Here is a 20,023-nt window from a genome sequence, read left to right as displayed (position 1 = left end):
AGCGGCGCCAAGCCAAGAGCAAAGTTCAGCGCGCCAGCCAGCCGCCGTCGACCGGCAGGATCGTGCCGGTGACGTAGCCGCTGTGGGGCGAGGCGAAGAACAGCGCCGCTGTCGCCAGATCCTGCGGCAGGCCCCAGCGCCCGACCGGGATGCGGTCGAGGATCTGCCGGGTCCGCACCGGGTCGGCGCGCAGCGCCTCGGTGTTGTCGGTGTCCATGTAGCCCGGTGCGATGGCGTTGACGGTGATGCCCTTGGGCGCCAGCTCGTTCGCCAGCGCCTTGGTCAGCCCGGCCAGGCCGTGCTTGGCCGCGGTGTAGGACGGCACCCGGATGCCGCCCTGGAAGGACAGCACCGAGGCGACCTGGATGATCCGGCCCTGGATCCCCTGCCCGACCATGTGGCGGGCCACCGCTTGGGTCAGGAAGAAGGCGCTCTTCAGGTTCACGGTCATCACCGCGTCCCAGTCGGCCTCGCTGAACTCCAGCAGGTCGGCGCGGCGGATGATGCCGGCGTTGTTGACCAGGATGTCGATGCGGCCGAGCCGGGCGACGATGTCGCCGACCACGGCGTCGAGCCCTGAGGAGTCTTCGAGATCGCGAACGATCTCGACAAACCGTCGGCCGGCGCCGGCCACCCGCTCCGCCGTCTCCGGCATCGGGCGGGAGCCGAGGCCGGCGATGTCGGCCCCGGCCTCTGCCAGGGCCAGAGCGAGGCCCTGGCCGAGGCCGGTGCGCGCACCGGTGACCAGCGCGACCTGGCCGGTGAGGTCGAACGGCTTCGCCGTCACAGCAGGTCGCCCATGGCGACGAAGTCCATGTCGGTGAAGGCCTGGTTGTCGCCGGCCATGCTCCAGATGAAGGCATAGGCCGAGGTGCCGGCGCCGCAATGGATCGACCAGGGCGGTGACAGCACCACCTGCTCGTTGCGGATCACCAGGTGGCGGGTCGCCTCCGGCCGGCCCATGAAATGCATCACCACTGCGTCGGCCGGCAGCTCGAAGTAGAAATACGCCTCCATCCGGCGGTCATGGGTGTGCGCCGGCATGGTGTTCCAGGCGCTGCCGGTGGCCAGGCGGGTCAGGCCCATCAGCAGCTGGCAGGTCGGCAGCACCTCGGGGTGCAGGTACTGGTACAAGGTGCGGCGGTTGCAGGTCTCGGGCGCCCCCAGCTCCTTGACGATCGCCTGGGCCTTGGTGATCAGCCGCGACGGGTGGACGGCATGGGCCGGCGACGAGTTGATGTAGAACTTCGCCGGATTGGCCGGATCGACGCTGGCGAAGGCCACCGAGGCGATGCCGCGGCCGAGATAGAGGGCATCCTGCGACCCGACCTCGAACGCCGTGCCGTCGGCCGTGACCCGGCCGGGACCGCCGACATTGATCAGGCCGAGCTCGCGACGCTCCAGCAGCGTGGCGCTGCCGACCAGCTTGGCCAGGTCCTCGCCGACCGTCAGCGGCGCGTCGGTCGGCACGGCGCCCATCACCAGCACCCGGTCGTAGTGGGTGTAAGTGGCCGTCAACTGGCCCGGCACCATCAGCTGCTCGATCAGGAAATGCCGGCGCAGATCCTCGCCGTCCAGCATCTCGGCCTGTTCGTAATGCACCGCCTGTCGGGTGGTCGGGGTGTTGCTTGCCGTCATCGCCTGTCCTTCTCGCGCATTCGTCTAGCGTGTCCGGCCCACAGCGGGGTCATCGAACAGTTCGGGGTGGTCGGCCTCGATCCGCGGCAGGGCGCGCAGGATCTCGGTCAGGTGGTGCCGCATCGCCCGCTCCGCCCCATCGGCGTCTCGGGCGTCGACCGCCGCCATGATGTCCCGGTGCTGGGCGACCAGCGGCGCCATGGCGTCGCCGCCCGGCAGTGTCAGGGTGCAGATGCGGTCCATGTGCGACTTCAGGTCGGCGACCGCCACCCAGGCCATGCCGCAGCCCGCGCCCTCGGCCAGGGCGATGTGGAACAGCTCGTCATAGCGCTGGAAGTCGTGGTGGCTGCCGCGCGCCGCCACCCGGTCCTGGGCGTCGAGCAGGTCGTCGATGCGCTCGCGGCTGGCGCGGTCGAAGCCGTCGCAGGCGCGCCGCACCACCGCGACCTCGACCGATTCGCGGACGAACCGCGCCTCCATCATCCGGCGCACCGACAGCTTCACCACCACGGTGCCGCGCTGGGGCTGGATCTCGACCAGACGGGACCGGGCCAGGGCGATCAACGCCTCGCGCACCGGCTGGCGCGACACGCCGTAGCGCTGCGCGATCTCCTGCTCCGACAGCCTTGCCCCGGGCGCCAGCTCCAGCGCCATGATGGCGCGGCGCAGTTCGCGCTCCAGCCGGTGTGCGGCGGATTCGAAGCTGTGGGCGGGGTCGAGATTCACGCGGGTTCCAGGACCTCAGGTTGTCCGCCTTGCATAGCAAGCCATACTACCATACACAAGAATCCAACGACCTGCCTGGGATGGAGCCGTCGATGAGTGCGCCCCGCGATCTGGCCATTGCCTTCACCGAGGCGCGCCGCGCCGGCCGCGCCCTGCCCGAATATCCCGGCACGCTGCCGCCCGACCTGCCGACCGCCTATGCGGTGCAGGAGGAGGCGATCGGACTGTGGCCCGACACCATCATCGGCTGGAAGGTGGCCGGCATCGCCGAGACCTGGCGGCCGCGCTACGACGCGCCGCGCCTGGCCGGGCCGATCTTCGCCCGCAACGTCCGCGACGCCCGCCACGGGCCGGTCGAGACCCCGGTGATCCCCGGCGGCTTCGGCGCGGTCGAAGCCGAATTCCTGCTGCGCATCGGCCGCGACCTGCCGGCGGAAGCTAGAGCCTGGAGCGCCGAGGAGCTGCGGCCCTTCGTCGACGCGGTCCATGTCGGGATGGAGATCGCGGGCAGCCCGCTGGCGATCCTGAACGACCTGGGGCCCGGCGCCGTGGCCAGCGATTTCGGCAACAACGCCGGCATGGTGATCGGGCCCGAGATCGCGGATTGGGACAGCAAGCCGCCCTCGGGCTGGACCGTGCGGATGCGGGTGGACGGCGCGGTGATCGGCGAGGGCAGCGCCGCCCGCGTCGCCGGCGGCCCCTTCGCCGCCCTCGCCTTCCTGGTCGAGCACCTCGCCCGGCGTGGCCGGTCGCTGCCGGTCGGCAGCTGGGTGTCGACCGGCATGACCACCGGCGTGCACGACGTGGTGCCGGGCGCCCGGGCCCACGCCGAGTTCGACGGCGTGGGCGTGGTCGAGACGCTGATGACCGCGGTCGGCGGCTGAGGCCGCCGGGACCCGAGAATCCCGGAAGACGACCTGCTGGGACGCGAAGACAGCGCGGCCGCCAGGATCCATACTGCGTCCCGATGATCCACCATGAGGACATCGGCGATGCTGCCCGATATCGCGGCCCCCCTGCCGACGGCACTGACGTCGAACGGCCATGACCTGGATTGCGGCCCGGCGCGGCTGGGTTGGCTGACGCCGAGCGACCCGGGCGACGACCTCGCAACCCTGCGGGCGCGCTACGAGGCCGACGGCTATCTCTGGCTCAAATCGCTGCTGCCGCGCCCGGCGGTGCTGGAATTCCGTCGCCACGTCTTCGCGCAGTTCGCCGAGTTCGGCCTGCTCGCCGCCGGCTCCGATCCGGTGGAAGGCCGCGCCTCCGACCGCCCATCCGACGCCGCCTCCCGCAGCCGGATGATGGAGCTGGTGCGGTCGGCCGCCTTCGAATCCTTCTGCCTGACGCCGGAGCTGTGGCGCTTCATCGACCGGCTGATCGGCGGCATGAGCACCCTGCACAAGCGCAAGATCCTGCGCTTCACCCGGCCAGGCGACCCGGCTGCCACCGGGGCGCATTACGACCTGATCTATCTGCGCGCCGGCACCGATCGGCTGGTCACGGCCTGGATCCCGATCGGCGACGTGCCGGTGCGGATGGGCGGGCTGCTCTACCTCGAAGGCTCGCACCGGCTGGGCCGCACCATGGAGGCGGAGTTCGCGCTGAAGAATGCGGAGCTGTCGCCGGAGGAGCGGATCAGCGCCTACAACCGCAACATGACCGAGACCGGCTGGATCTCGAAGAACCTGCCCGAGATGGCGGAGCGCTTCGCCACGCGCTGGCTGGCCGCCGACTACACTGCCGGCGACGTGGTGCTGCACAGCCCCTACATGATCCACGCCGCGACCCGCAACGACGACCCGGACGGAATCATGCGCCTGTCGGCCGACATCCGCTTCCAGGACGTGCGCGACGAGGCCGACCCGCGCTGGGGCCGGCACTGGGCCACCGATGACGGGCTGTGATCAGGCGCGGTCCCAGGGCGGGATGCCGCGGAAGGCCTCGGCCAGGAAGTCGACCATCACCCGGACTTTGGCGCTGAGGTGCCGGCGGCTGGGATAGACCGCAAGCACGTCGATGTCGGGCATGCGGTGGCCCGGCAGCAGCGGTATCAGCCGGCCCTGACGCAGGTCGTCGCCGATCAGGAAGGTCGGCTGCCAGATGACGCCGAGCCCCGCCAGCGCCGCGGCGCGGACGGTGTCGCCGTTGTTGCTGTGCATGACGCAGGGCACCTTCACCGCATGCGGCCGGCCGGAGCCGTCGACCAGGTGCCATTCGTCGGCCGTGGCGGCGCCGCTGTAGCCGACGCAGTCGTGGCCCAGGAGGTCGGCCGGGACCGCGGGCGCGCCGCGGCGGGCGATGTAGTCGGGCGAGGCGCAGACGATGTTGCGCGAGGCGGCGAGCTTGCGGCCCACCAGGGCCTGCGACCCGACCCGCGAAATCCGGACCGCCAAATCGTAGCCCTCGCCCACCAGGTCGACGACACGGTCGATCAGGTCGACATCCAGCTCGATCTCCGGGTAGCGCGCCAGGAAGCGCGGCCACAGCGGCGCCAGGTGCAGCATGCCGAAGCTGAGCGGCGCGTTGAGGCGCAGCCGGCCGCGCGGGCTGAGCGCGGCGGAGGAGGCGATCGCCTCCGTCTCCGCCACCTCGTCGAGAATCCCCCGGGCCCGTTCGACCAGCGCCTCGCCCGCCTCGGTCAGCGACAGCCGGCGCGAGCTGCGGTTGAGCAGGCGGGTGGCGAGATGCGCCTCCAGCTCGTTGACGTAGCGGGTGACATTGGCCGGCGAGGTGTCGAGCGTTTCGGCGGCACGGGTGAAGCTGCCCTTCGCCACCACCGCGACAAACACCTCATAGGCGCGCAGCCGGTCCATTCACGTTTCATCATTCAGGAAAGCTGAATGATGCTAGCATGATCCCTGCCTTCCTCCCAGGTTTCCTGTTGCATATGTTTCGGACGACAGCGAGCCGCGGGCCCGCCCTGACCACAGGAGATCCGGAAATGAATCGTCTCGAAACCAAGGTCGCGATCGTCACCGGCGCCAGCGCCGGCATCGGCCGCGCCACCGCCAGGCTGTTCGCCGCCGAAGGCGCCAAGGTCGTGGTCGGCGCCCGCCGCGACGCCGAGCTGGCGACCCTGGTCGCGGAGATCGCGGCCGCAGGCGGCCAGGCCGTGGCGCTGGCCGGCGACGTCCGCTCCGAAGACTACGCCAAGGCGCTGGTGGCGCTGGCGGTGGAGCGCTTCGGCCGACTCGACGTCGCCTTCAACAACGCCGGCACGCTGGGCGAGATGGGCGCCAGCACCGGCGTGTCCGAGGCCGGGTGGAGCGACACCGTCGCCATCAACCTGACCGGCGCCTTCCTGGGCGCCAAGCACCAGATCGCCGAGATGGTGAAGCGGGGCGGCGGGTCGGTGATCTTCACCTCGACCTTCGTCGGCCACACCTTCTCCTTCCCCGGCGTCGCCGCCTATGCCGCCAGCAAATCCGGGCTGATCGGCCTGACCCAGGCGCTGGCCGCCGAATTCGGCCCGCAGGCCGTGCGCGTCAACGCGGTGCTGCCCGGCGCGGTCGACACCGACATGTACCGCACGGCGAACGGCACGCCGGAGGCGCGCGAGCATCTGAGCAGCCTGCATGCCCTGAAGCGCGTCGGCACGCCGGAGGAGATCGCCCGGTCGGTGCTGTACTTGGCCTCCGACGATTCGTCCTTCGTCACCGGCACCGCGTCGCTGGTCGATGGCGGCATCTCGATCGCCCGGGGCTGAGCCGGAGGCGGCGGGGTGAGGGGCGGGACCGGCGTCCCGACCCTCACCCCGCCCCGCGATGGGTGATGCGGAACTGCCAGGGCGGCATCGCGAAGTGCCGGCTGAAGGCCTCGTAGAAGCGGGAGGCGGAGCCGAAGCCCGCCTCGAAGGCGATCGAGACGATGTCGGTGTCGGTCGAGAGCAGCAGCGCCTGGGCGACATAGAGGCGCTGGCGGGTGATGTAGCCGCCGATGGTCATGCCCAGGCTGTCGCGGAAGATCGCCATGGCGTAGTTCGGATGCAGGCAGACCGACGCCGCCACATCGGCCACCGCGATCGGCTCGGTCGCCCGCGCCGCGATGAAGCCCGCCATCGCCCAGACCTTCTCGTGCCGGCCGTCACCCCGGGCGCCGGCGTCGCTGGTGTCGGACAGCACCTGCCAGCCGCACAGGTCGCTGCGCCGCAGCCGCTGCTCGATCTCCTGGCGCACCAGCGCCGTGATCGCATCGTCGCCCCGGCGCAGCTCCGCGTGCCAGTGCTGGAACTGCGCCGCGTCGAAGGGCAGCGCCGCCTGGTCGCCGATCATGCCGCCGCCGAGCACGGCGCTCTTCAGCCGCGACCCCAGGGCCGCGCTCAGGAACATCTCGATCGGCAGGTACAGGCAGACGAAGCTGGCCGGGCTCGAGACCTCGATCGCCTGGTGCGGGATGGCGCCCCAGAAGAACACGAAATCGCCGGCCCCGATCGTCACCCGGCGGCCGTTGAACAGGTAGGTCATGGCGCCTTCGAGCATGTAGTTCAGCTCGATCTGGCTGTGCTGGTGGGCGTGGCGCATGACCAGGACCTGCCGCCGCGCGTCGGCGCTGACGATGCGTTCCGACAGGCCCGGAAGCCTGGGTATGCGTGCGGTCGCGGTTCGGCTCATCGGATGCCTTAGGATCCAGGAACAATCTGCCACTTATCCGGACGACATGCGGAAATATCGGATTCATACTCCCTGCGCAACATGGCGATAAGCCCCGCGGAGAGGGTTCGACCTTCCGCCCGCGGGCCCGTTCGTCCCAACGAGACACGAGGGAGGAGATCATGAGTGGCTTCGGCAGGATCGCCGGAATTCTCATCGGCACCGTCGCGCTGGGGCTGGCCGCGGCCGGGCCGGCGCTGGCGCAATCGGACCTGAAGGGCGAGATCACGGTCTGGAGCTGGAATGTCGCGGCGACGGCCCTGAAATCCGTGGTCCCCGACTTCAACAAGGCTTATCCGAACGTCAAGGTGACGGTCGAGGATCTGGGCAACCAGCCGGTCTACGACCGCGGCCTGGCCGGCTGCTCGGCCGGCGGCGTCAACATGCCGGACGTCTATTCGGTCGAGAACCATGAATCCTCGGTGTTCTGGGCCCGCTTCCCGGATTGCTTCGCAGACCTGAAGACGCTGGACCCGAAGGAGGCCGACCTCCTCGCCAAGTTCCCCAAGTTCAAGCTCACGGAGCTGACCGTCGGCGACAAGATCTACGCCATGCCCTGGGATTCCGGCCCGGCCGTGGTGTTCTACCGCCGCGACATGTACGAGGCCGCGGGCGTCGACCCGGCCAAGATCGCGACCTGGGACGATTTCATCGCCGCCGGCAAGGCGGTGCAGGCCAAGGCCGGCCCCGACGTGAAGTTCGTCTCGAACAACACCGATTCGATCAGCACGACCTGGTTCCGTATCCTGGCCAACCAGGCCGGCTGCGCCTATTTCGACGAGACCGGCGAGAATGTCACGGTCAATCAGGCCGGCTGCGTCCAGGCGCTGGAGACGGTGAAGAAGATCTCCGACGCCGACCTGTTCCTCAACGCCGGCTGGGACGGCAGCCTGCAGGCGATCAAGGCCAACCGGCTGGCCAGTTCGGTCTACGGCGCCTGGTACGAGGGCTCGGTCCGCGGCAACGCGCCGGAGCTGAGCGGCAAATGGGGCGTCTTCCAACTGCCCGCCTTCGCCGCCGGCGGCAACCGCGCCGCCAATATCGGCGGCTCGTCCCTCGCCATCCCGGCCTCCTCGAAGAACCCGCAGGCGGCCCTGGCCTTCATCAACTTCGCGCTCGGCCGGCCGGACAGCCAGATCACCCAGCTCAAGGCCTCGGGCCTGGTGCCGACCCTGCCGGAGGCGATCAACGATCCCTACATCCAGCAGCCCCAGCCCTACTGGGGCGGCCAGAAGGTCTGGGAGGTGGTGCTGGCCACCCTGTCGCAGATCAAGCCGGCGCGCGGCACCCAATATTTCGCCGAGGCCGACGGCATCGCCGACGGCATCCTGCTGGCCTACATGAAGGGCAACGGCAAATCGGCCAAGGAGACCCTGGACGAGGCGGCCGAGCAGATCTCCGCCGCGACCGGCCTTCCCGTCGCCGAGTGACGTGATGGGAACCGCCACCCGAGCCGGCATCCAGGCCCCGCGGACACCCGGGGCCTCAGCCGCCGTTCCATTGGATATCCGGGGCGGGTGGCGGCGCCGGCGGCACGCACTGGCGCCGTACTGGTTCCTGTTGCCCTATTTCCTGGTCTTCGCCGTGTTCTGGTGCTGGCCGATCATCGATTCGGCACTGCTGTCGCTGCAGAACACGCGGGTCAATCCCTGGGGCTGGAACCTCGCGGTCAACTGGCGGCGGTTGTGGGTCGACCGCGCCTTCCACGCGGCGCTGGGAAACACGCTGACCATCATGGCGATCCAGGTGCCGGTGATGCTGACACTCGCGACGTTGCTGGCCGTGGCCCTGAACTCGCCGCTGCTGAAGCTGCGGCCGATCTACCGCTTCGCCTTCTTCGCCCCGGTGGTGGTCAGCGACGCGGCCTATTCCGCGGTGTTCCGGGTGCTGTTCAACGGCCAGTTCGGCGCCGTCAACCACGCCTTCGCGGCGCTCGGCCTGCCCACCGTCGAATGGCTGCAGGACCCGAACGCGATGCTGTCCACCGTCATGGTGGCGATGACCTGGCGCTGGACCGGCTACAACGCCATCATCCTGCTGGCCGGGCTGCAGTCGATCCCGCGCGACCTGTACGAGGCGGCGGCGATCGACGGTGCCACCCCGTTCGACCGCTTCTTCCGCATCACCCTGCCGCTGCTGAAGCCGATCCTGATCTTCTGCCTGGTGCTGTCGGTGATCGGCACCACGCAGCTGTTCACCGAGCCCTGGCTGATCACCGACCGCGGCGGGCCGGGCGGCGGCGCCGAGACCCTCGGCACCTACCTGTACAAGCAGGGTTTCGTCAGCATGAACTTCGGCTATGCCGCGGCGATCGCCTACACCATCGCGGGCATGGCGGCGGTGCTGGCGGCGCTCAACCTGGTGCTCACCCGCGGCAAGCAGGCCTGAGGAGGCAACGATGATGCTCCGCACCATCGGATCGCGCCGGCGCTGGGGCAGCTGGCTGCTCACCGGCGGCCTGGCGCCCGTGGCCCTTCTGTGGCTGGCGCCGCTCTACCTGATGGGCGTGTTCGCCACCCTGCCGGACTACGCCATCTTCTCGCCGGATCTGCCGCTGACCCCCGGCGGCAACTTCCTCGAGAACTGGGCCTTCCTCGACGACACGGCCAATTTCGGCCGGGCGATGCTGAACTCGATCGGCATCGCCACCGTCTCGGCGGCGCTGTCGCTGCTCTTGACCAGCATGGCCGGCTACGCCTTCGCCCGGTTCAAATTCATCGGCAAGCAGGTGGCCTTCAGCCTGCTGGTCGCGACCCTGACCGTGCCCTATGCCGTGCTGATCGTGCCGCAATACGTGCTGGTGGCGCGCGACCTGGCGCTGTCCAACACCTGGATCGCGGTGATCGTGCCGCCGCTGTGCCATTCGATCGGCGTGCTGTTCATGCGCCAGACCTTCCTGTCGCTGCCGCAGGAGCTGCTGGACGCCGCCCGCATCGACGGCGCGCGCGAGGGCCGGATCTTCTTCTCCATCGCCCTGCCGCTGGTGCGGCCCAGCATGGCGGCGCTGGCGATCATCCTGTTCCTGGCCTCCTGGAACAACTATCTGTGGCCGTTGCTGGTCGCGACCGAGTCGGGGGCCCGCACCGCGCCGGTGGCGCTGGGCAGCCTGATCGGCCTCAACGTCGTGCCCTGGGGCGCCTTGATGGTCGGGGCCACGCTGCTGACCCTGCCGATGATCGTAGTCTTCATCTTCCTGCAGCGCTATTTCGTCGCCGGCATCACCGCCGGCGCGGTGAAGTAGCGCCCCACCCTTCGCTCCTGACGAGGCTGTGTCATGCTCGGCGTCTGCTACTACCCGGAACATTGGCCCGAAGACTGGTGGGCGGACGACGCCCGCCGCATGCGCGAGGTCGGCATCAGCTTCGTCCGCATCGCCGAATTCGCCTGGTCGCGGATCGAGCCGGAGCCGGGGCGGTTCGACTGGGGCTGGCTGGACCGGGCGATCGACACGCTGGGCGCCGCCGGGCTGAAGGTGGTGATGTGCACGCCGACGGCGACGCCGCCGAAATGGCTGGTCGACAAGCACCCGGACATCCTGCCGGTGGACGAGGACGGCCGGGTCCGCGGCTTCGGCTCGCGCCGCCACACCAGCTTCTCGAGCCGGACCTGGTTGCGCGAGAGCGCCCGCATCACCGAGGCGGTGGCGCGGCGTTACGGCGGCCATGACGCGGTCGCCGGCTGGCAGACCGACAACGAGTTCGGCTGCCACGACACCGTGCTGTCCTACGGGCCGGAGGACGTCGCCGCCTTCCGCGACTGGCTGCGCCGCCGCTACCAGACGCCGGACGCGCTGAACCAGGCCTGGGGCAACGTGTTCTGGTCGATGGAGGTGGCCGGCTTCGGCGAGATCGAGGCGCCGGTGGCGGCGGTGACCGAGACCAACCCGGCGGCGCGGCTGGACTACTGGCGCTTCGCCTCGGACCAGGTCGCCGCCTACAACCGGATGCAGGTCGAGATCATCCGCAAGCATTCGCCGGGGCGCTTCGTCACCCACAACTTCATGGGCTTCTTCCAGGATTTCGACCACTGGCCGCTGGGCGAGGACCTCGACGTCGCGTCCTGGGACAGCTACCCGCTGGGCACGCTGGAGAAGATCGCGGCCGACGACGACGAGCGGGCGCGCTGGGCCCGCACCTCGCATCCCGACTTGGCGCCGTTCAACCATGACCTGTACCGCGCGGTCGGCCGCGGCCGCTGGTGGGTGATGGAGCAGCAGCCCGGCCCGGTGAACTGGGCCGCCTGGAATCCGGTGCCCAAGCCCGGCATGGTCCGGCTGTGGAGCTGGGAGGCGCTGGCCCATGGCGCCGAGGTCGTCAGCTATTTCCGCTGGCGGCAATGCCCCTACGCGCAGGAGCAGATGCATGCCGGGCTGAACCGGCCCGACCGCAAGCTGTCGCCGGGCGGCGAGGAGGCGACGGAGGTCGGGGCGGAGCTGGCCCGCATCGGCGCCCTGCCCGCCTCGGCCGCGGCCCCGGTGGCGCTGGTGTTCGACTACGAGACCGCCTGGATCACCCGGATCCAGCCGCAGGGCCGCGACTTCCGCTACACCGACCTGGTGTTCCGCTGGTACGAGGCGATCCGGCGCCTGGGCCTGGATGTCGACATCGTCCGCCCCGGCGCTTCGCTGGCCGGCTACAAGGCGGTGGTGGTGCCGTCGCTGGCGCATGTGTCGGAGGCGGCGCGCCATGCCTTCGCCGCGACCGACGCCGTCACCCTGTTCGGTCCGCGCAGCGGCGCCAAGACCCGCGACTTCCGCATCCCCGACGAGCTGCCGCCGGGGCCGCTGCAGGAGTTGCTGGCGCTGAAGGTCACCCAGGTCGCGTCGCTGCGCCCGAACCTGGCCGAGCCGGTCGAGGGCGCCGGCCTGTCGGGCCATGTCCGGCGCTGGCGCGAATGGCTGGAGACCGACCTGCCGGTGCTGGCCCGCTACGCCGACGGCGAACCGGCCCTGGTCGGCGACGGCAGGCGCTTCTACCTCGCCGGCTGGCCGGACGCGGAGCTGCTGCACGGCGCGATGGCCGACCTGCTGCACCGCGCCGGGCTTGAGGTGGTGGAGCTGCCGGAGGGGGTGCGCCTGCGCCGCCGCGGCGGCCTGACCTTCGGCTTCAACTACGGCGATGCCGACTGGGCGGCGCCGGTGCAGGATGCCGGGCGCTACCTGCTGGGCGGACCGGTGGTGCCGCCGCAGGGCGTGGCCTGCTGGCGGGCCGAGTGAGAGGCCAGGGGGAAACAGGATGATCTACGGCACGATCCCCGGCGTCGCGACGCCGGTGGCCCGGATGGTGATGGGCGTCGACAACCAGGACGACCTGACCCGGGCGGCGCCCCTGTTCGACGACTACATCGAGCGCGGCGGCAACTGCTTCGACACCGCCCGGGTCTACATGCGCGGCGGCTGCGAGACGCTGTTCGGCGAGTACCTCACGAAAAGCGGTGTGCGCGACCGCATCGTCCTGATCGGCAAGGGTGCGCACACTCCGAACTGCACGCCGGAGGCCGCGCGGAGCCAGCTGGAGCAGAGCCTCGAGGCGCTGCGCACCGACCGCGTCGACATCTACTTCCTGCACCGCGACAACCTCGAGGTGCCGGTCGGCGAGTTCGTCGACGTGCTCGACGCGCTGCACCGCGAGGGACGGATCGGCGTGTTCGGCGGCTCGAACTGGAGCCTGGAGCGTTTCCGGGCGGCCAATGACTATGCGAAGCGCACCGGCAAGACCGGCTTCACGGTGCTGAGCAACAACCTGGCCCTGGCCCGCATGGTCGAACCGGTCTGGGCCGGCTGCGTCTCGGCCCGCGACCCGGAGTGGCTGCGCCATCTGGAGGACAGCGGCACGGCGCTGTTCGCCTGGTCCTCGACCGCGCGCGGCTTCTTCACCGAGCGCGGCGACCCCGGCCTGCGCGACGATGCCGAGATGGTGCGGGCCTGGCACGCCGAGGACAATTTCGAGCGCCGCCGCCGCGCCATCGCCCTGGCCGCGGCCAAGGGCACCAACCCGGTGCAGATCGCCATGGCCTGGGTGCTGTCGCAGCCCTTCGCCACCTTCGCCCTGTCCGGCCCGCGCTCGATCGAGGAGAGCCGGCGCAACATCGAAGGCCTGTCCGCCGATCTGACCGAGGCCGAGCGCGACTGGCTGGATTTGCGCCGGGACACGCTGTAGGGCCAAGCCGACCTTCCTCATCTGTCATTGCCCGGCTTGACCGGGCAATCCAGGGGCCACCAAGAGCCGCTCTGGCCGCCCCTGGATGCCACGGTCAAGCCGTGGCATGACATTTGGGGGGATACGCGATGCGTAGGTTGGGTTCGCGGCACGCGAACCCAACCTACGCACCTGCGCGACCACCCAGGAAACCATTTGCAAATTGGTTCCCTTTGCGCTTGGCTGTCGGCAACGACCAGCGGCGCCGTGCGCAAGGATCGGTCCTCAGGACCGGCCGGCCGGCGCCTTAAGCATCAACAGGGGAACGGCGCATGGCCCGGAATCGGGACGGCGGATGCAGCCATTGGGAGACCAATGGCTGACTTGGTTTCACCCAGCTCGATCGACCCCAACCCCGCGCCGCGGGGCGTGTCGAACTCCAGCGTCGCGCTGGAGCGGCTGCGCGCCCTGCTGGACGCCGAGGGCGACCGCGCCGAATGGCAGCTGCCGACCGAGCGCGACCTGGCTGCCAAGATCGGGGTCGGCCGCCGCGCGGTGCGCCGGGCGCTGGAGGTGCTGGAGGCCGAGGGCAGCATCTGGCGCCATCAGGGCAAGGGCACCTTCGCCGGCCGTCGCCCCGCGGTGCAGCCGCATCTGATCGCGTCGCTGGCCGACCGCACCAGCCCGCTGGAGGTGATGGAGGCGCGGCTGCAGATCGAGCCGGCGCTCGCCCGGATGGCGGCAATGCGGTCCACCCCCGAAGCTGTCGCCGCGCTGCAGCGGATCGAGCGCAAGACCGCGGCCACGGCGGATGGCGACGGGCACGAGCTGTGGGACAGCGCCTTCCACCGCCACATCGCCGAGACCGCCGGCAACGGCCTCTTGCTGGCCCTGTTCGACTGCATCGACCGGATCCGCCAGTCGCCGTCCTGGCGCCGGCTGCGCGAGGCGGCGCGCAACCGCATCCGGCTGCGCGCCTACACCAGCCAGCATGCCGATATCGTGGCCGCGATCGCGCGGCATGACGGCGCCGGCGCCGAGGCGGCGATGCGGCGCCATCTGCTGGCACTGCATGCCAATCTCGAGGCGGCGATGAATGGCGAACCGGCGCCGCACGACGCGGCCCAAGGCCGCACCGCCACTCATGCCGAAGCGACAGCCGTGGAGGCGGGCGATGGCCTCTGACATCGGTATCGCCCCGACCCCGATGGCCGCCACCCCCGATGCGGCACCGGCCCGCGAGGTGGTCCTGGCGGTCGAGAATTTCGGTCTGAGCCTGTCCGGCGTCTCCAGCGGCCGCAACCTGGTCGACGGCGTCTCCCTCTCGGTCGCCCGCGGCGAGACCCTGTGCATCGTCGGCGAATCCGGCTGCGGCAAGAGCATCACCGCGCTGGGGCTGATGGGCCTGCTGCCGCCGGTGGCGCAGATCACCTCCGGCACCGCCATGTTCGAGGGGCGCGACCTGTTCCGCCTGACCGACCGGCAGCGCGCCGACATCCGCGGCAGCCGCATGGCGATGATCTTCCAGGAGCCGATGACCAGCCTGAACCCGGCCTTCACCATCGGCAACCAGATCGCCGAAGGCATCCGCCGCCACCGGGCGATGGGCAAGGCCGAGGCGCGCAGCCTGGCGCTGGAGATGCTGCGCCGGGTGCGCATCCCGGCGCCGGAGAAGCGGCTGGACGCCTATCCGCACCAGCTGTCGGGCGGCATGCGCCAGCGCGCCATGATCGCGATGTCGCTGGCCAACGACCCGCAGCTGCTGATCGCCGACGAGCCGACCACCGCCCTTGATGTCACCATCCAGGCGCAGATCCTGGCGCTGGTGCGGCGGCTGCAGGACGAGACCGGCACCGCCATGATCCTGATCACCCACGACCTGGGCGTGGTGGCGGAGGTCGCCGACCAGGTGGCGGTGATGTATGCCGGCCGCATCGTCGAATCCGGCCCGGTCGACGCCATCTTCGCGGACCCGCAGCACCCCTACACCATCGGGCTGATGGGGTCGGTGCCCTCGCTGGGCCGGCGCGCCGGGCGGCTGGCCACCATCCCCGGCACGGTGCCGCCGGCCGACCGCATGCCGGCGGGCTGCCGCTTCGCCCCGCGCTGCCCCTTCGCAGCACCACGCTGCACCGCCGAGGCGCCGCCCGCCCAGCTGGTCGGGCCCGACCACCGCGCCGCCTGCTGGTTCGCCCCGCTGGAACTGCACGCCGGAGGCCCGGCATGAGCGACGCCATCACGACCGACGCGCCCCTCCTGGAAGCAAAGGCCCTGGTCAAGCGCTTCGGCGGCGGCCACAGCCTGCTGGGCGGGTCGCCGCTGGTGCATGCGGTCGACGGCGTGTCGCTGGCGATCCGGCCGGGCGAGACCTTCGCCGTGGTCGGCGAATCCGGCTGCGGCAAGTCCACCCTGGGCCGGCTGCTGCTGCGGCTGATCGAGCCGACCGCGGGCGACGTGGTCTATCGCGGCCGCAGCCTGATGGCGCTGTCGGCGACGGAGATGCGGGGGCTGCGGCGCGAGCTGCAGATCATCTTCCAGGACCCCTACGCCTCGCTCAACCCGCGCATGACCGTCGGCGACATCATCGGCGAGCCGATCTGGCTGCACCGCCTGGCCGGCCGGGCCGAGCGGCGCGAGCGGGTGGCGGAGCTGCTGCGCATCGTCGGCCTGCTGCCGGACCATGCCGGGCGCTATCCCCATGAATTCTCCGGCGGCCAGCGCCAGCGCATCGGCATCGCCCGGGCGCTGGCCGGGAAGCCGGTGCTGATCGTCGGCGACGAGCCGGTGTCGGCGCTGGACGTCTCGATCCAGGCCCAGGTGATCAACCTGCTGGAGGAGCTGAAGGAGCGCTTCGGCCTGACCCTGGTGATCGTGGCCCACGACTTGGCCGTGATCCGCCACATGAGCGACCGGGTGGCGGTGATGTATCTCGGCGAGATCGTCGAGCAGGCGCCGGTCGACGCGCTGTTCGACGCGCCGCTGCACCCCTACACCCAGGCGCTGATGAAGGCGATCCCGGTGCCCAGCCCGGCCGGGCGCCAGGCCAAGACGCTGCTGCAGGGCGACGTGCCCAGCCCGACCGCGCCACCGCCCGGCTGCCGCTTCCACACCCGCTGCCCGCATGCCAGGCCGCTGTGCTCCGAGGCCCGGCCGCCGGTGGAGGAGGCCGCGCCCGGCCGCACCGTCGCCTGCCATTTCTGGCGCGAGATCCAGGATGCCGGGTCCGGCGCCCTGGTCGCGCCGCCGACGCCGCCCAACCTGGCGGCCCGGCTGTCGCTCTATCGCGCCCGGCAGAAGGATGCCGCGGCGGTCCACCCATAAGAAACCCGAAAGGAGGCTCACTTCATGCGCGCACGCACTCTCCTGGCCATCGCCGCCGGCATTCTGCTGAGCGGCACGGCCTACGGCCAGACCACGCTGCGGATCGGGCTGAACGAGGACCCCGACGTGCTCGACCCGCACCGGGCGCGGACCTTCGTCGGCCGCATCGTCTTCGCCTCGCTCTGCGACAAGCTGCTCGACATCAACCCCGAGCTGGGCTTCGTGCCCAAGCTGGCGACGGCGTGGTCGTGGAGCGACGACAACCTGACCCTGACCTTCACCCTGCGCGACGGCATCACCTTCCAGGATGGCGACCCGATCGACGCCACCGCGGTGAAGGCCAATCTCGACCGCGCCCGCACCCTGCCGGACAGCCTGCGCAAGAGCGAGCTGGCTTCGGTCGCCGATGTCGTCGCGGTCGACCCCAAGACGGTGGCGATCAAGCTGTCGCGGCCCGACGCCACCCTGCTGGCCCAGCTGTCCGACCGCGCCGGCATGATGCTGTCGCCCAAGGCCTTCGCCGCCGGGGATTTCGGGCAGAAGCCGGTGTGCTCCGGCCCCTACAGCTTCGTCGAGCGGGTGCAGAACGACCGCATCGTGCTGCAGAAATACGCCGGCTACTGGGACGCCGCGAACTACAAGATCGACAAGGTGGTGTTCCAGCCGATCCCGGACACCACGGTGCGGCTGGCCAACCTGCAGGCCGGCGACCTGGACATGCTGGAACGGCTGGCCCCGTCCGACGTGGCGGCGGTGAAGGCCGACCCGAACCTGGTGTTCGCGCCGGTGACCGGCATCGGCTACCAGGGCATCACCATCAACACCGGCAACGGCGACCGCGCCAAGAACCCGCTGGGCCAGGACAAGCGGGTGCGCCAGGCGCTGGAGCTGGCGGTCGACCGCAACGTCATCAATCAGGTGGTCGGCGCCGGCCTGTACGCCCCGGCGCAGCAGCCCTTCCCCGAGGCCAGCCCCTATCTCAGCGACAAGTTCCCGGTGCGGCAGCGCGACGTCGAGAAGGCCAAGCAGCTGCTGAAGGAGGCCGGGCACGAGCGGGTGTCGTTCGAGCTGACCTTCGGCACCGGCACCACGGCGCAGCAGATCGCCGAGCTGACCCAGGCGATGGCGTCCGAGGCCGGCTTCGACATCAAGCTGCGCGCCACCGAATTCGCGGCGATGATGAAGGAAGCGGCGTCGGGCAATTTCGAGGCCGAGCAGGTCGGCTGGTCCGGCCGGGTCGACCCCGACGGCAACATCCACGCCTTCGTCACCTGCAAGGGCAACCTGAACGACGGCAAGTACTGCAACCCCGAGGTCGACAAGCTGCTGGACGCCGCCCGCCAGTCGCCGGACCAGGCCAAGCGCAAGGAGCTGTACGACCAGGCCCAGGCCATCCTCGAGGACGAGCTGCCGATCATCTACACCTACTACCAGCCCTGGCCCTTCGTGCTGTCGACCAAGGTGAAGGGCTTCACCGCCTACCCCGACGGCATGATCCGCCTGAAGGGCATGAGCATCGAGGGCTGAGGATGCTCGCGACGGAGCAAGCTGCCGATCGGCTCAACCTATTGCCTCTCCCGCTTGCGGGAGAGGTCGGAGACGCGCGGCGGCTCCGAGTGAGGGCGTTTGTCGAGGCCGGGACCAGCCCTCACCCGGTCTCGCTGCGCAAGCCCGGCCTCTTCCGCATCCGGCGGGAGAGGCAACGCGAACGTACCTCCGGGATCCACCGCCCATGATCCGCATCATCCTCCGCCGGTTCATGGTGGCGCTGCCGACGCTGGTGCTGGTGTCGATGCTGGTCTTCACCCTGCAGAAGATGCTGCCGGGCGACCCGGTGCTGGCCATGGCGGGGGAGGAGCGCGACCCCGCGGTGCTGTCCTACCTGCGCGACAAGTACCGGCTCGACGACCCGCTGCCGCTGCAGTACTTCGCCTGGATCGGCCAGGTGGTGCAGGGCGATTTCGGCATCTCGCTGCGCACCGACGCGCCGGTGACCGAGCTGATCGCCCAGAAGCTGCCGGTGACCATCCAGCTGGCCGCCATGGCCATGGTCTTCGCCCTGGTGATCGGCATCCCCGCCGGCATCCTGGCGGCGGTGTACAAGGGCACGGCGGTCGACTACGGCGCCAATGTCTTCGCCCTGTCCGGCCTGTCGATCCCGAACTTCTGGCTCGGCATCATGCTGATCCTGCTGGTCTCGGTGGAGTGGAAGCTGCTGCCGGCCTCGGGCTACGTGTCGCCGTCGCAGGACCTCTGGCTCAGCCTGAAGACCATGCTGATGCCGGCCTTCGTGCTGGGCAACGCCCTGGCGGCCACGCTGATGCGGCACACCCGATCGGCCATGCTCGGCGTGCTGCGCTCCGACTACATCCGCACCGCGCGGGCCAAGGGGCTGTTGAGCCCCGCCGTGGTGCTGAAGCACGCCTTCCGCAACGCGCTGGTGCCGATCGTCACCCTGGTGACGCTGCTGTTCGGCGAGCTGCTGGCCGGCGCTGTGCTGACCGAGCAGGTCTTCACCATCCCCGGCTTCGGCAAGCTGATCGTCGACGCCGTGTTCAACCGCGACTACGCGGTGGTGCAGGGCGTGGTGCTGTGCACCGCGATCGGCTTCATCGCCATGAACCTGCTGGCCGACATCCTGTACGTCCTGATCAACCCGCGGCTGAGGCACCCGTCATGACCGCGACCGCCCTGGCCCCGGAAGCGGCCGCGCCGAAGCGGCGCCACCGCGGCCTGGCCAAGTTCCTGCGCAACCGGGGCGCGGTGGTCGGCGCCGTGCTGGTGCTCGGCTTCGTCTTCCTCGCGGTCTTCGCCGCGGTGGTCAGCGGGCAGGACCCGCTGCAGACCAGCTTCCTGACCATCCGCAAGGCGCCGTCCGCCGCCCATTGGCTGGGCACCGACGACCTCGGCCGCGACATCTTCACCCGCCTGGCCTACGGCGCCCGCGCCTCGCTGTCGGCCGGGGTGATCTCGGTCGCCATCGCGATGGCGGTCGGCGTGCCCTTCGGCCTGATGGCCGGCTATTACGGCGGGCTGGTCGACGGCGCCATCTCGCGCGCCACCGAGGCGATGCTGGCGATCCCGTTCCTGATCCTGGCGATCGCCCTGGCCGCCTTCCTCGGCCCCAGCCTGTCCAACGCGATGATCGCGATCGGCCTGTCGGCGATGCCGCTGTTCATCCGCCTGACCCGCGGCCAGGTGCTAAGCATCAAGACCGAGGACTATGTCGAGGGTGCGCGGTCGATCGGCCTGCCCGACCGCTGGATCATCATCCGCTACATCCTGCCCAATGTGCTGCCGCCCCTGATCGTGCAGGCCACCCTGACCATCGCCACCGCGATCATCGCCGAGGCCAGCCTGTCTTTCCTCGGCCTCGGGCAGCAGCCGCCGAGCCCGTCCTGGGGCTCGATGCTGAACACCGCCAAGAACTTCATGAGCCAGGCGCCCTGGATGTCGATCTTCCCGGGCGGCGCGATCTTCCTGGTCGTGCTGGGCTTCAACCTGCTGGGCGACGGATTGCGCGACGCCCTCGACCCCCGCGAAAGCTGA

At 70.3% G+C, this 20,023-nt stretch carries 19 protein-coding genes; 14 read left to right on the top strand and 5 right to left on the bottom strand.

The window, feature by feature from the left end; all coding sequences use genetic code 11:
- Positions 1–25 precede the first annotated feature (25 nt).
- The 3 genes from kduD to AB4112_RS01555 are packed head-to-tail and all read right to left on the bottom strand — an operon-like array spanning position 26 to position 2,364.
- Complete coding sequence (gene kduD, locus AB4112_RS01565) at positions 26–787, bottom strand: 2-dehydro-3-deoxy-D-gluconate 5-dehydrogenase KduD (protein WP_309800351.1); 762 nt, start codon at positions 785–787, stop codon at positions 26–28.
- Complete coding sequence (gene kduI, locus AB4112_RS01560; RefSeq protein ID WP_309800350.1) at positions 784–1,638, bottom strand: 5-dehydro-4-deoxy-D-glucuronate isomerase; 855 nt, start codon at positions 1,636–1,638, stop codon at positions 784–786. Before kduI ends, kduD begins: the two co-directional genes overlap by 4 nt.
- Positions 1,639–1,662: 24 nt before the next feature.
- The gene (locus AB4112_RS01555; protein WP_309800349.1) at positions 1,663–2,364 is read right to left on the bottom strand and encodes a GntR family transcriptional regulator; all 702 of its coding nucleotides are present in this window, start codon (positions 2,362–2,364) and stop codon (positions 1,663–1,665) included.
- Positions 2,365–2,456: 92 nt separating this feature from the next.
- Between AB4112_RS01555 and AB4112_RS01550 the strand changes: the two genes are divergently transcribed.
- Together AB4112_RS01550 and AB4112_RS01545 are read left to right on the top strand one after the other, a co-directional pair.
- Complete coding sequence (locus AB4112_RS01550) at positions 2,457–3,248, top strand: 2-keto-4-pentenoate hydratase (protein ID WP_309800347.1); 792 nt, start codon at positions 2,457–2,459, stop codon at positions 3,246–3,248.
- A gap of 108 nt (positions 3,249–3,356) precedes the next feature.
- Positions 3,357–4,271: a phytanoyl-CoA dioxygenase family protein gene (locus AB4112_RS01545; RefSeq protein ID WP_309800346.1), complete on the top strand. Its 915-nt coding sequence runs from the start codon at positions 3,357–3,359 to the stop codon at positions 4,269–4,271.
- Here AB4112_RS01545 and AB4112_RS01540 read toward each other — a convergent pair whose 3' ends face one another.
- Positions 4,272–5,180 carry a LysR family transcriptional regulator gene (locus AB4112_RS01540; protein ID WP_309800343.1) on the bottom strand — a complete coding sequence of 303 codons (909 nt, stop codon included), beginning with the start codon at positions 5,178–5,180 and terminating at the stop codon, positions 4,272–4,274.
- Between the two features lie 128 nt (positions 5,181–5,308).
- On the opposite strand from AB4112_RS01540, the gene AB4112_RS01535 reads away from it, so the two are divergent.
- A complete protein-coding gene (locus AB4112_RS01535; RefSeq protein ID WP_309800342.1) occupies positions 5,309–6,073 on the top strand; it encodes an SDR family oxidoreductase in 765 nt (254 codons plus the stop codon).
- A gap of 43 nt (positions 6,074–6,116) precedes the next feature.
- Here AB4112_RS01535 and AB4112_RS01530 read toward each other — a convergent pair whose 3' ends face one another.
- Positions 6,117–6,977, bottom strand: a complete 861-nt coding sequence (locus AB4112_RS01530) for a helix-turn-helix domain-containing protein (RefSeq protein ID WP_441716756.1) — start codon at positions 6,975–6,977, stop codon at positions 6,117–6,119.
- A gap of 161 nt (positions 6,978–7,138) precedes the next feature.
- On the opposite strand from AB4112_RS01530, the gene AB4112_RS01525 reads away from it, so the two are divergent.
- From AB4112_RS01525 to AB4112_RS01475, 11 genes are all read left to right on the top strand, one after another.
- On the top strand, positions 7,139–8,446 hold the full coding sequence (locus AB4112_RS01525) for an ABC transporter substrate-binding protein (protein WP_309800337.1): 1,308 nt from the start codon (positions 7,139–7,141) through the stop codon (positions 8,444–8,446).
- A 4-nt stretch (positions 8,447–8,450) separates the two neighbouring features.
- Positions 8,451–9,404, top strand: coding sequence for a carbohydrate ABC transporter permease (locus AB4112_RS01520; protein ID WP_309800335.1), 954 nt, complete (start codon positions 8,451–8,453; stop codon positions 9,402–9,404).
- Positions 9,405–9,414: 10 nt separating this feature from the next.
- A complete protein-coding gene (locus tag AB4112_RS01515) occupies positions 9,415–10,257 on the top strand; it encodes a carbohydrate ABC transporter permease (RefSeq protein WP_309800333.1) in 843 nt (280 codons plus the stop codon).
- A gap of 33 nt (positions 10,258–10,290) precedes the next feature.
- Positions 10,291–12,231: a beta-galactosidase gene (locus tag AB4112_RS01510; RefSeq protein ID WP_309800332.1), complete on the top strand. Its 1,941-nt coding sequence runs from the start codon at positions 10,291–10,293 to the stop codon at positions 12,229–12,231.
- 19 nt (positions 12,232–12,250) lie between these two features.
- Complete coding sequence (locus AB4112_RS01505; RefSeq protein WP_309800330.1) at positions 12,251–13,174, top strand: aldo/keto reductase; 924 nt, start codon at positions 12,251–12,253, stop codon at positions 13,172–13,174.
- A gap of 354 nt (positions 13,175–13,528) precedes the next feature.
- Positions 13,529–14,338, top strand: coding sequence for a FadR/GntR family transcriptional regulator (locus AB4112_RS01500; protein WP_309800328.1), 810 nt, complete (start codon positions 13,529–13,531; stop codon positions 14,336–14,338).
- Positions 14,328–15,380 (top strand): ABC transporter ATP-binding protein, encoded by a 1,053-nt coding sequence (locus AB4112_RS01495; protein WP_309800326.1) that lies wholly within the window; start codon positions 14,328–14,330, stop codon positions 15,378–15,380. Before AB4112_RS01500 ends, AB4112_RS01495 begins: the two co-directional genes overlap by 11 nt.
- Positions 15,377–16,474 carry an ABC transporter ATP-binding protein gene (locus tag AB4112_RS01490; protein WP_309800324.1) on the top strand — a complete coding sequence of 366 codons (1,098 nt, stop codon included), beginning with the start codon at positions 15,377–15,379 and terminating at the stop codon, positions 16,472–16,474. Before AB4112_RS01495 ends, AB4112_RS01490 begins: the two co-directional genes overlap by 4 nt.
- A gap of 24 nt (positions 16,475–16,498) precedes the next feature.
- On the top strand, positions 16,499–18,001 hold the full coding sequence (locus AB4112_RS01485) for an ABC transporter substrate-binding protein (protein ID WP_309800322.1): 1,503 nt from the start codon (positions 16,499–16,501) through the stop codon (positions 17,999–18,001).
- A gap of 205 nt (positions 18,002–18,206) precedes the next feature.
- The gene (locus AB4112_RS01480; protein ID WP_309800320.1) at positions 18,207–19,154 is read left to right on the top strand and encodes an ABC transporter permease; all 948 of its coding nucleotides are present in this window, start codon (positions 18,207–18,209) and stop codon (positions 19,152–19,154) included.
- Entirely contained in the window at positions 19,151–20,023 is an 873-nt protein-coding gene (locus AB4112_RS01475) for an ABC transporter permease (protein WP_309800318.1), read from the top strand. The genes AB4112_RS01480 and AB4112_RS01475 overlap by 4 nt, the downstream gene beginning before the upstream one ends.

The organism is Inquilinus sp. 2KB_23 (assembly GCF_052115705.1).
Taxonomy (GTDB): Bacteria; Pseudomonadota; Alphaproteobacteria; order DSM-16000; family Inquilinaceae; genus Inquilinus; species Inquilinus ginsengisoli_A.
This window is presented reverse-complemented; position numbering and strand designations above follow the sequence as displayed.

What these genes read in the sequence shown, in the direction of transcription:
- AB4112_RS01545 (WP_309800346.1), top strand. Translation starts at nt 3,357, where the DNA reads ATGCTGCCCGATATCGCGGCCCCCCTGCCGACGGCACTGACGTCGAAC.
- AB4112_RS01550 (WP_309800347.1), top strand. Translation starts at nt 2,457, where the DNA reads ATGAGTGCGCCCCGCGATCTGGCCATTGCCTTCACCGAGGCGCGCCGC.
- AB4112_RS01525 (WP_309800337.1), top strand. Translation starts at nt 7,139, where the DNA reads ATGAGTGGCTTCGGCAGGATCGCCGGAATTCTCATCGGCACCGTCGCG.
- AB4112_RS01480 (WP_309800320.1), top strand. Translation starts at nt 18,207, where the DNA reads ATGATCCGCATCATCCTCCGCCGGTTCATGGTGGCGCTGCCGACGCTG.
- AB4112_RS01535 (WP_309800342.1), top strand. Translation starts at nt 5,309, where the DNA reads ATGAATCGTCTCGAAACCAAGGTCGCGATCGTCACCGGCGCCAGCGCC.
- AB4112_RS01505 (WP_309800330.1), top strand. Translation starts at nt 12,251, where the DNA reads ATGATCTACGGCACGATCCCCGGCGTCGCGACGCCGGTGGCCCGGATG.
- AB4112_RS01540 (WP_309800343.1), bottom strand. Translation starts at nt 5,180, where the DNA reads ATGGACCGGCTGCGCGCCTATGAGGTGTTTGTCGCGGTGGTGGCGAAG.
- AB4112_RS01520 (WP_309800335.1), top strand. Translation starts at nt 8,451, where the DNA reads ATGGGAACCGCCACCCGAGCCGGCATCCAGGCCCCGCGGACACCCGGG.
- AB4112_RS01500 (WP_309800328.1), top strand. Translation starts at nt 13,529, where the DNA reads ATGGCTGACTTGGTTTCACCCAGCTCGATCGACCCCAACCCCGCGCCG.
- AB4112_RS01475 (WP_309800318.1), top strand. Translation starts at nt 19,151, where the DNA reads ATGACCGCGACCGCCCTGGCCCCGGAAGCGGCCGCGCCGAAGCGGCGC.
- AB4112_RS01510 (WP_309800332.1), top strand. Translation starts at nt 10,291, where the DNA reads ATGCTCGGCGTCTGCTACTACCCGGAACATTGGCCCGAAGACTGGTGG.
- kduI (WP_309800350.1), bottom strand. Translation starts at nt 1,638, where the DNA reads ATGACGGCAAGCAACACCCCGACCACCCGACAGGCGGTGCATTACGAA.
- AB4112_RS01485 (WP_309800322.1), top strand. Translation starts at nt 16,499, where the DNA reads ATGCGCGCACGCACTCTCCTGGCCATCGCCGCCGGCATTCTGCTGAGC.
- AB4112_RS01490 (WP_309800324.1), top strand. Translation starts at nt 15,377, where the DNA reads ATGAGCGACGCCATCACGACCGACGCGCCCCTCCTGGAAGCAAAGGCC.
- AB4112_RS01530 (WP_441716756.1), bottom strand. Translation starts at nt 6,977, where the DNA reads ATGAGCCGAACCGCGACCGCACGCATACCCAGGCTTCCGGGCCTGTCG.
- AB4112_RS01515 (WP_309800333.1), top strand. Translation starts at nt 9,415, where the DNA reads ATGATGCTCCGCACCATCGGATCGCGCCGGCGCTGGGGCAGCTGGCTG.
- AB4112_RS01495 (WP_309800326.1), top strand. Translation starts at nt 14,328, where the DNA reads ATGGCCTCTGACATCGGTATCGCCCCGACCCCGATGGCCGCCACCCCC.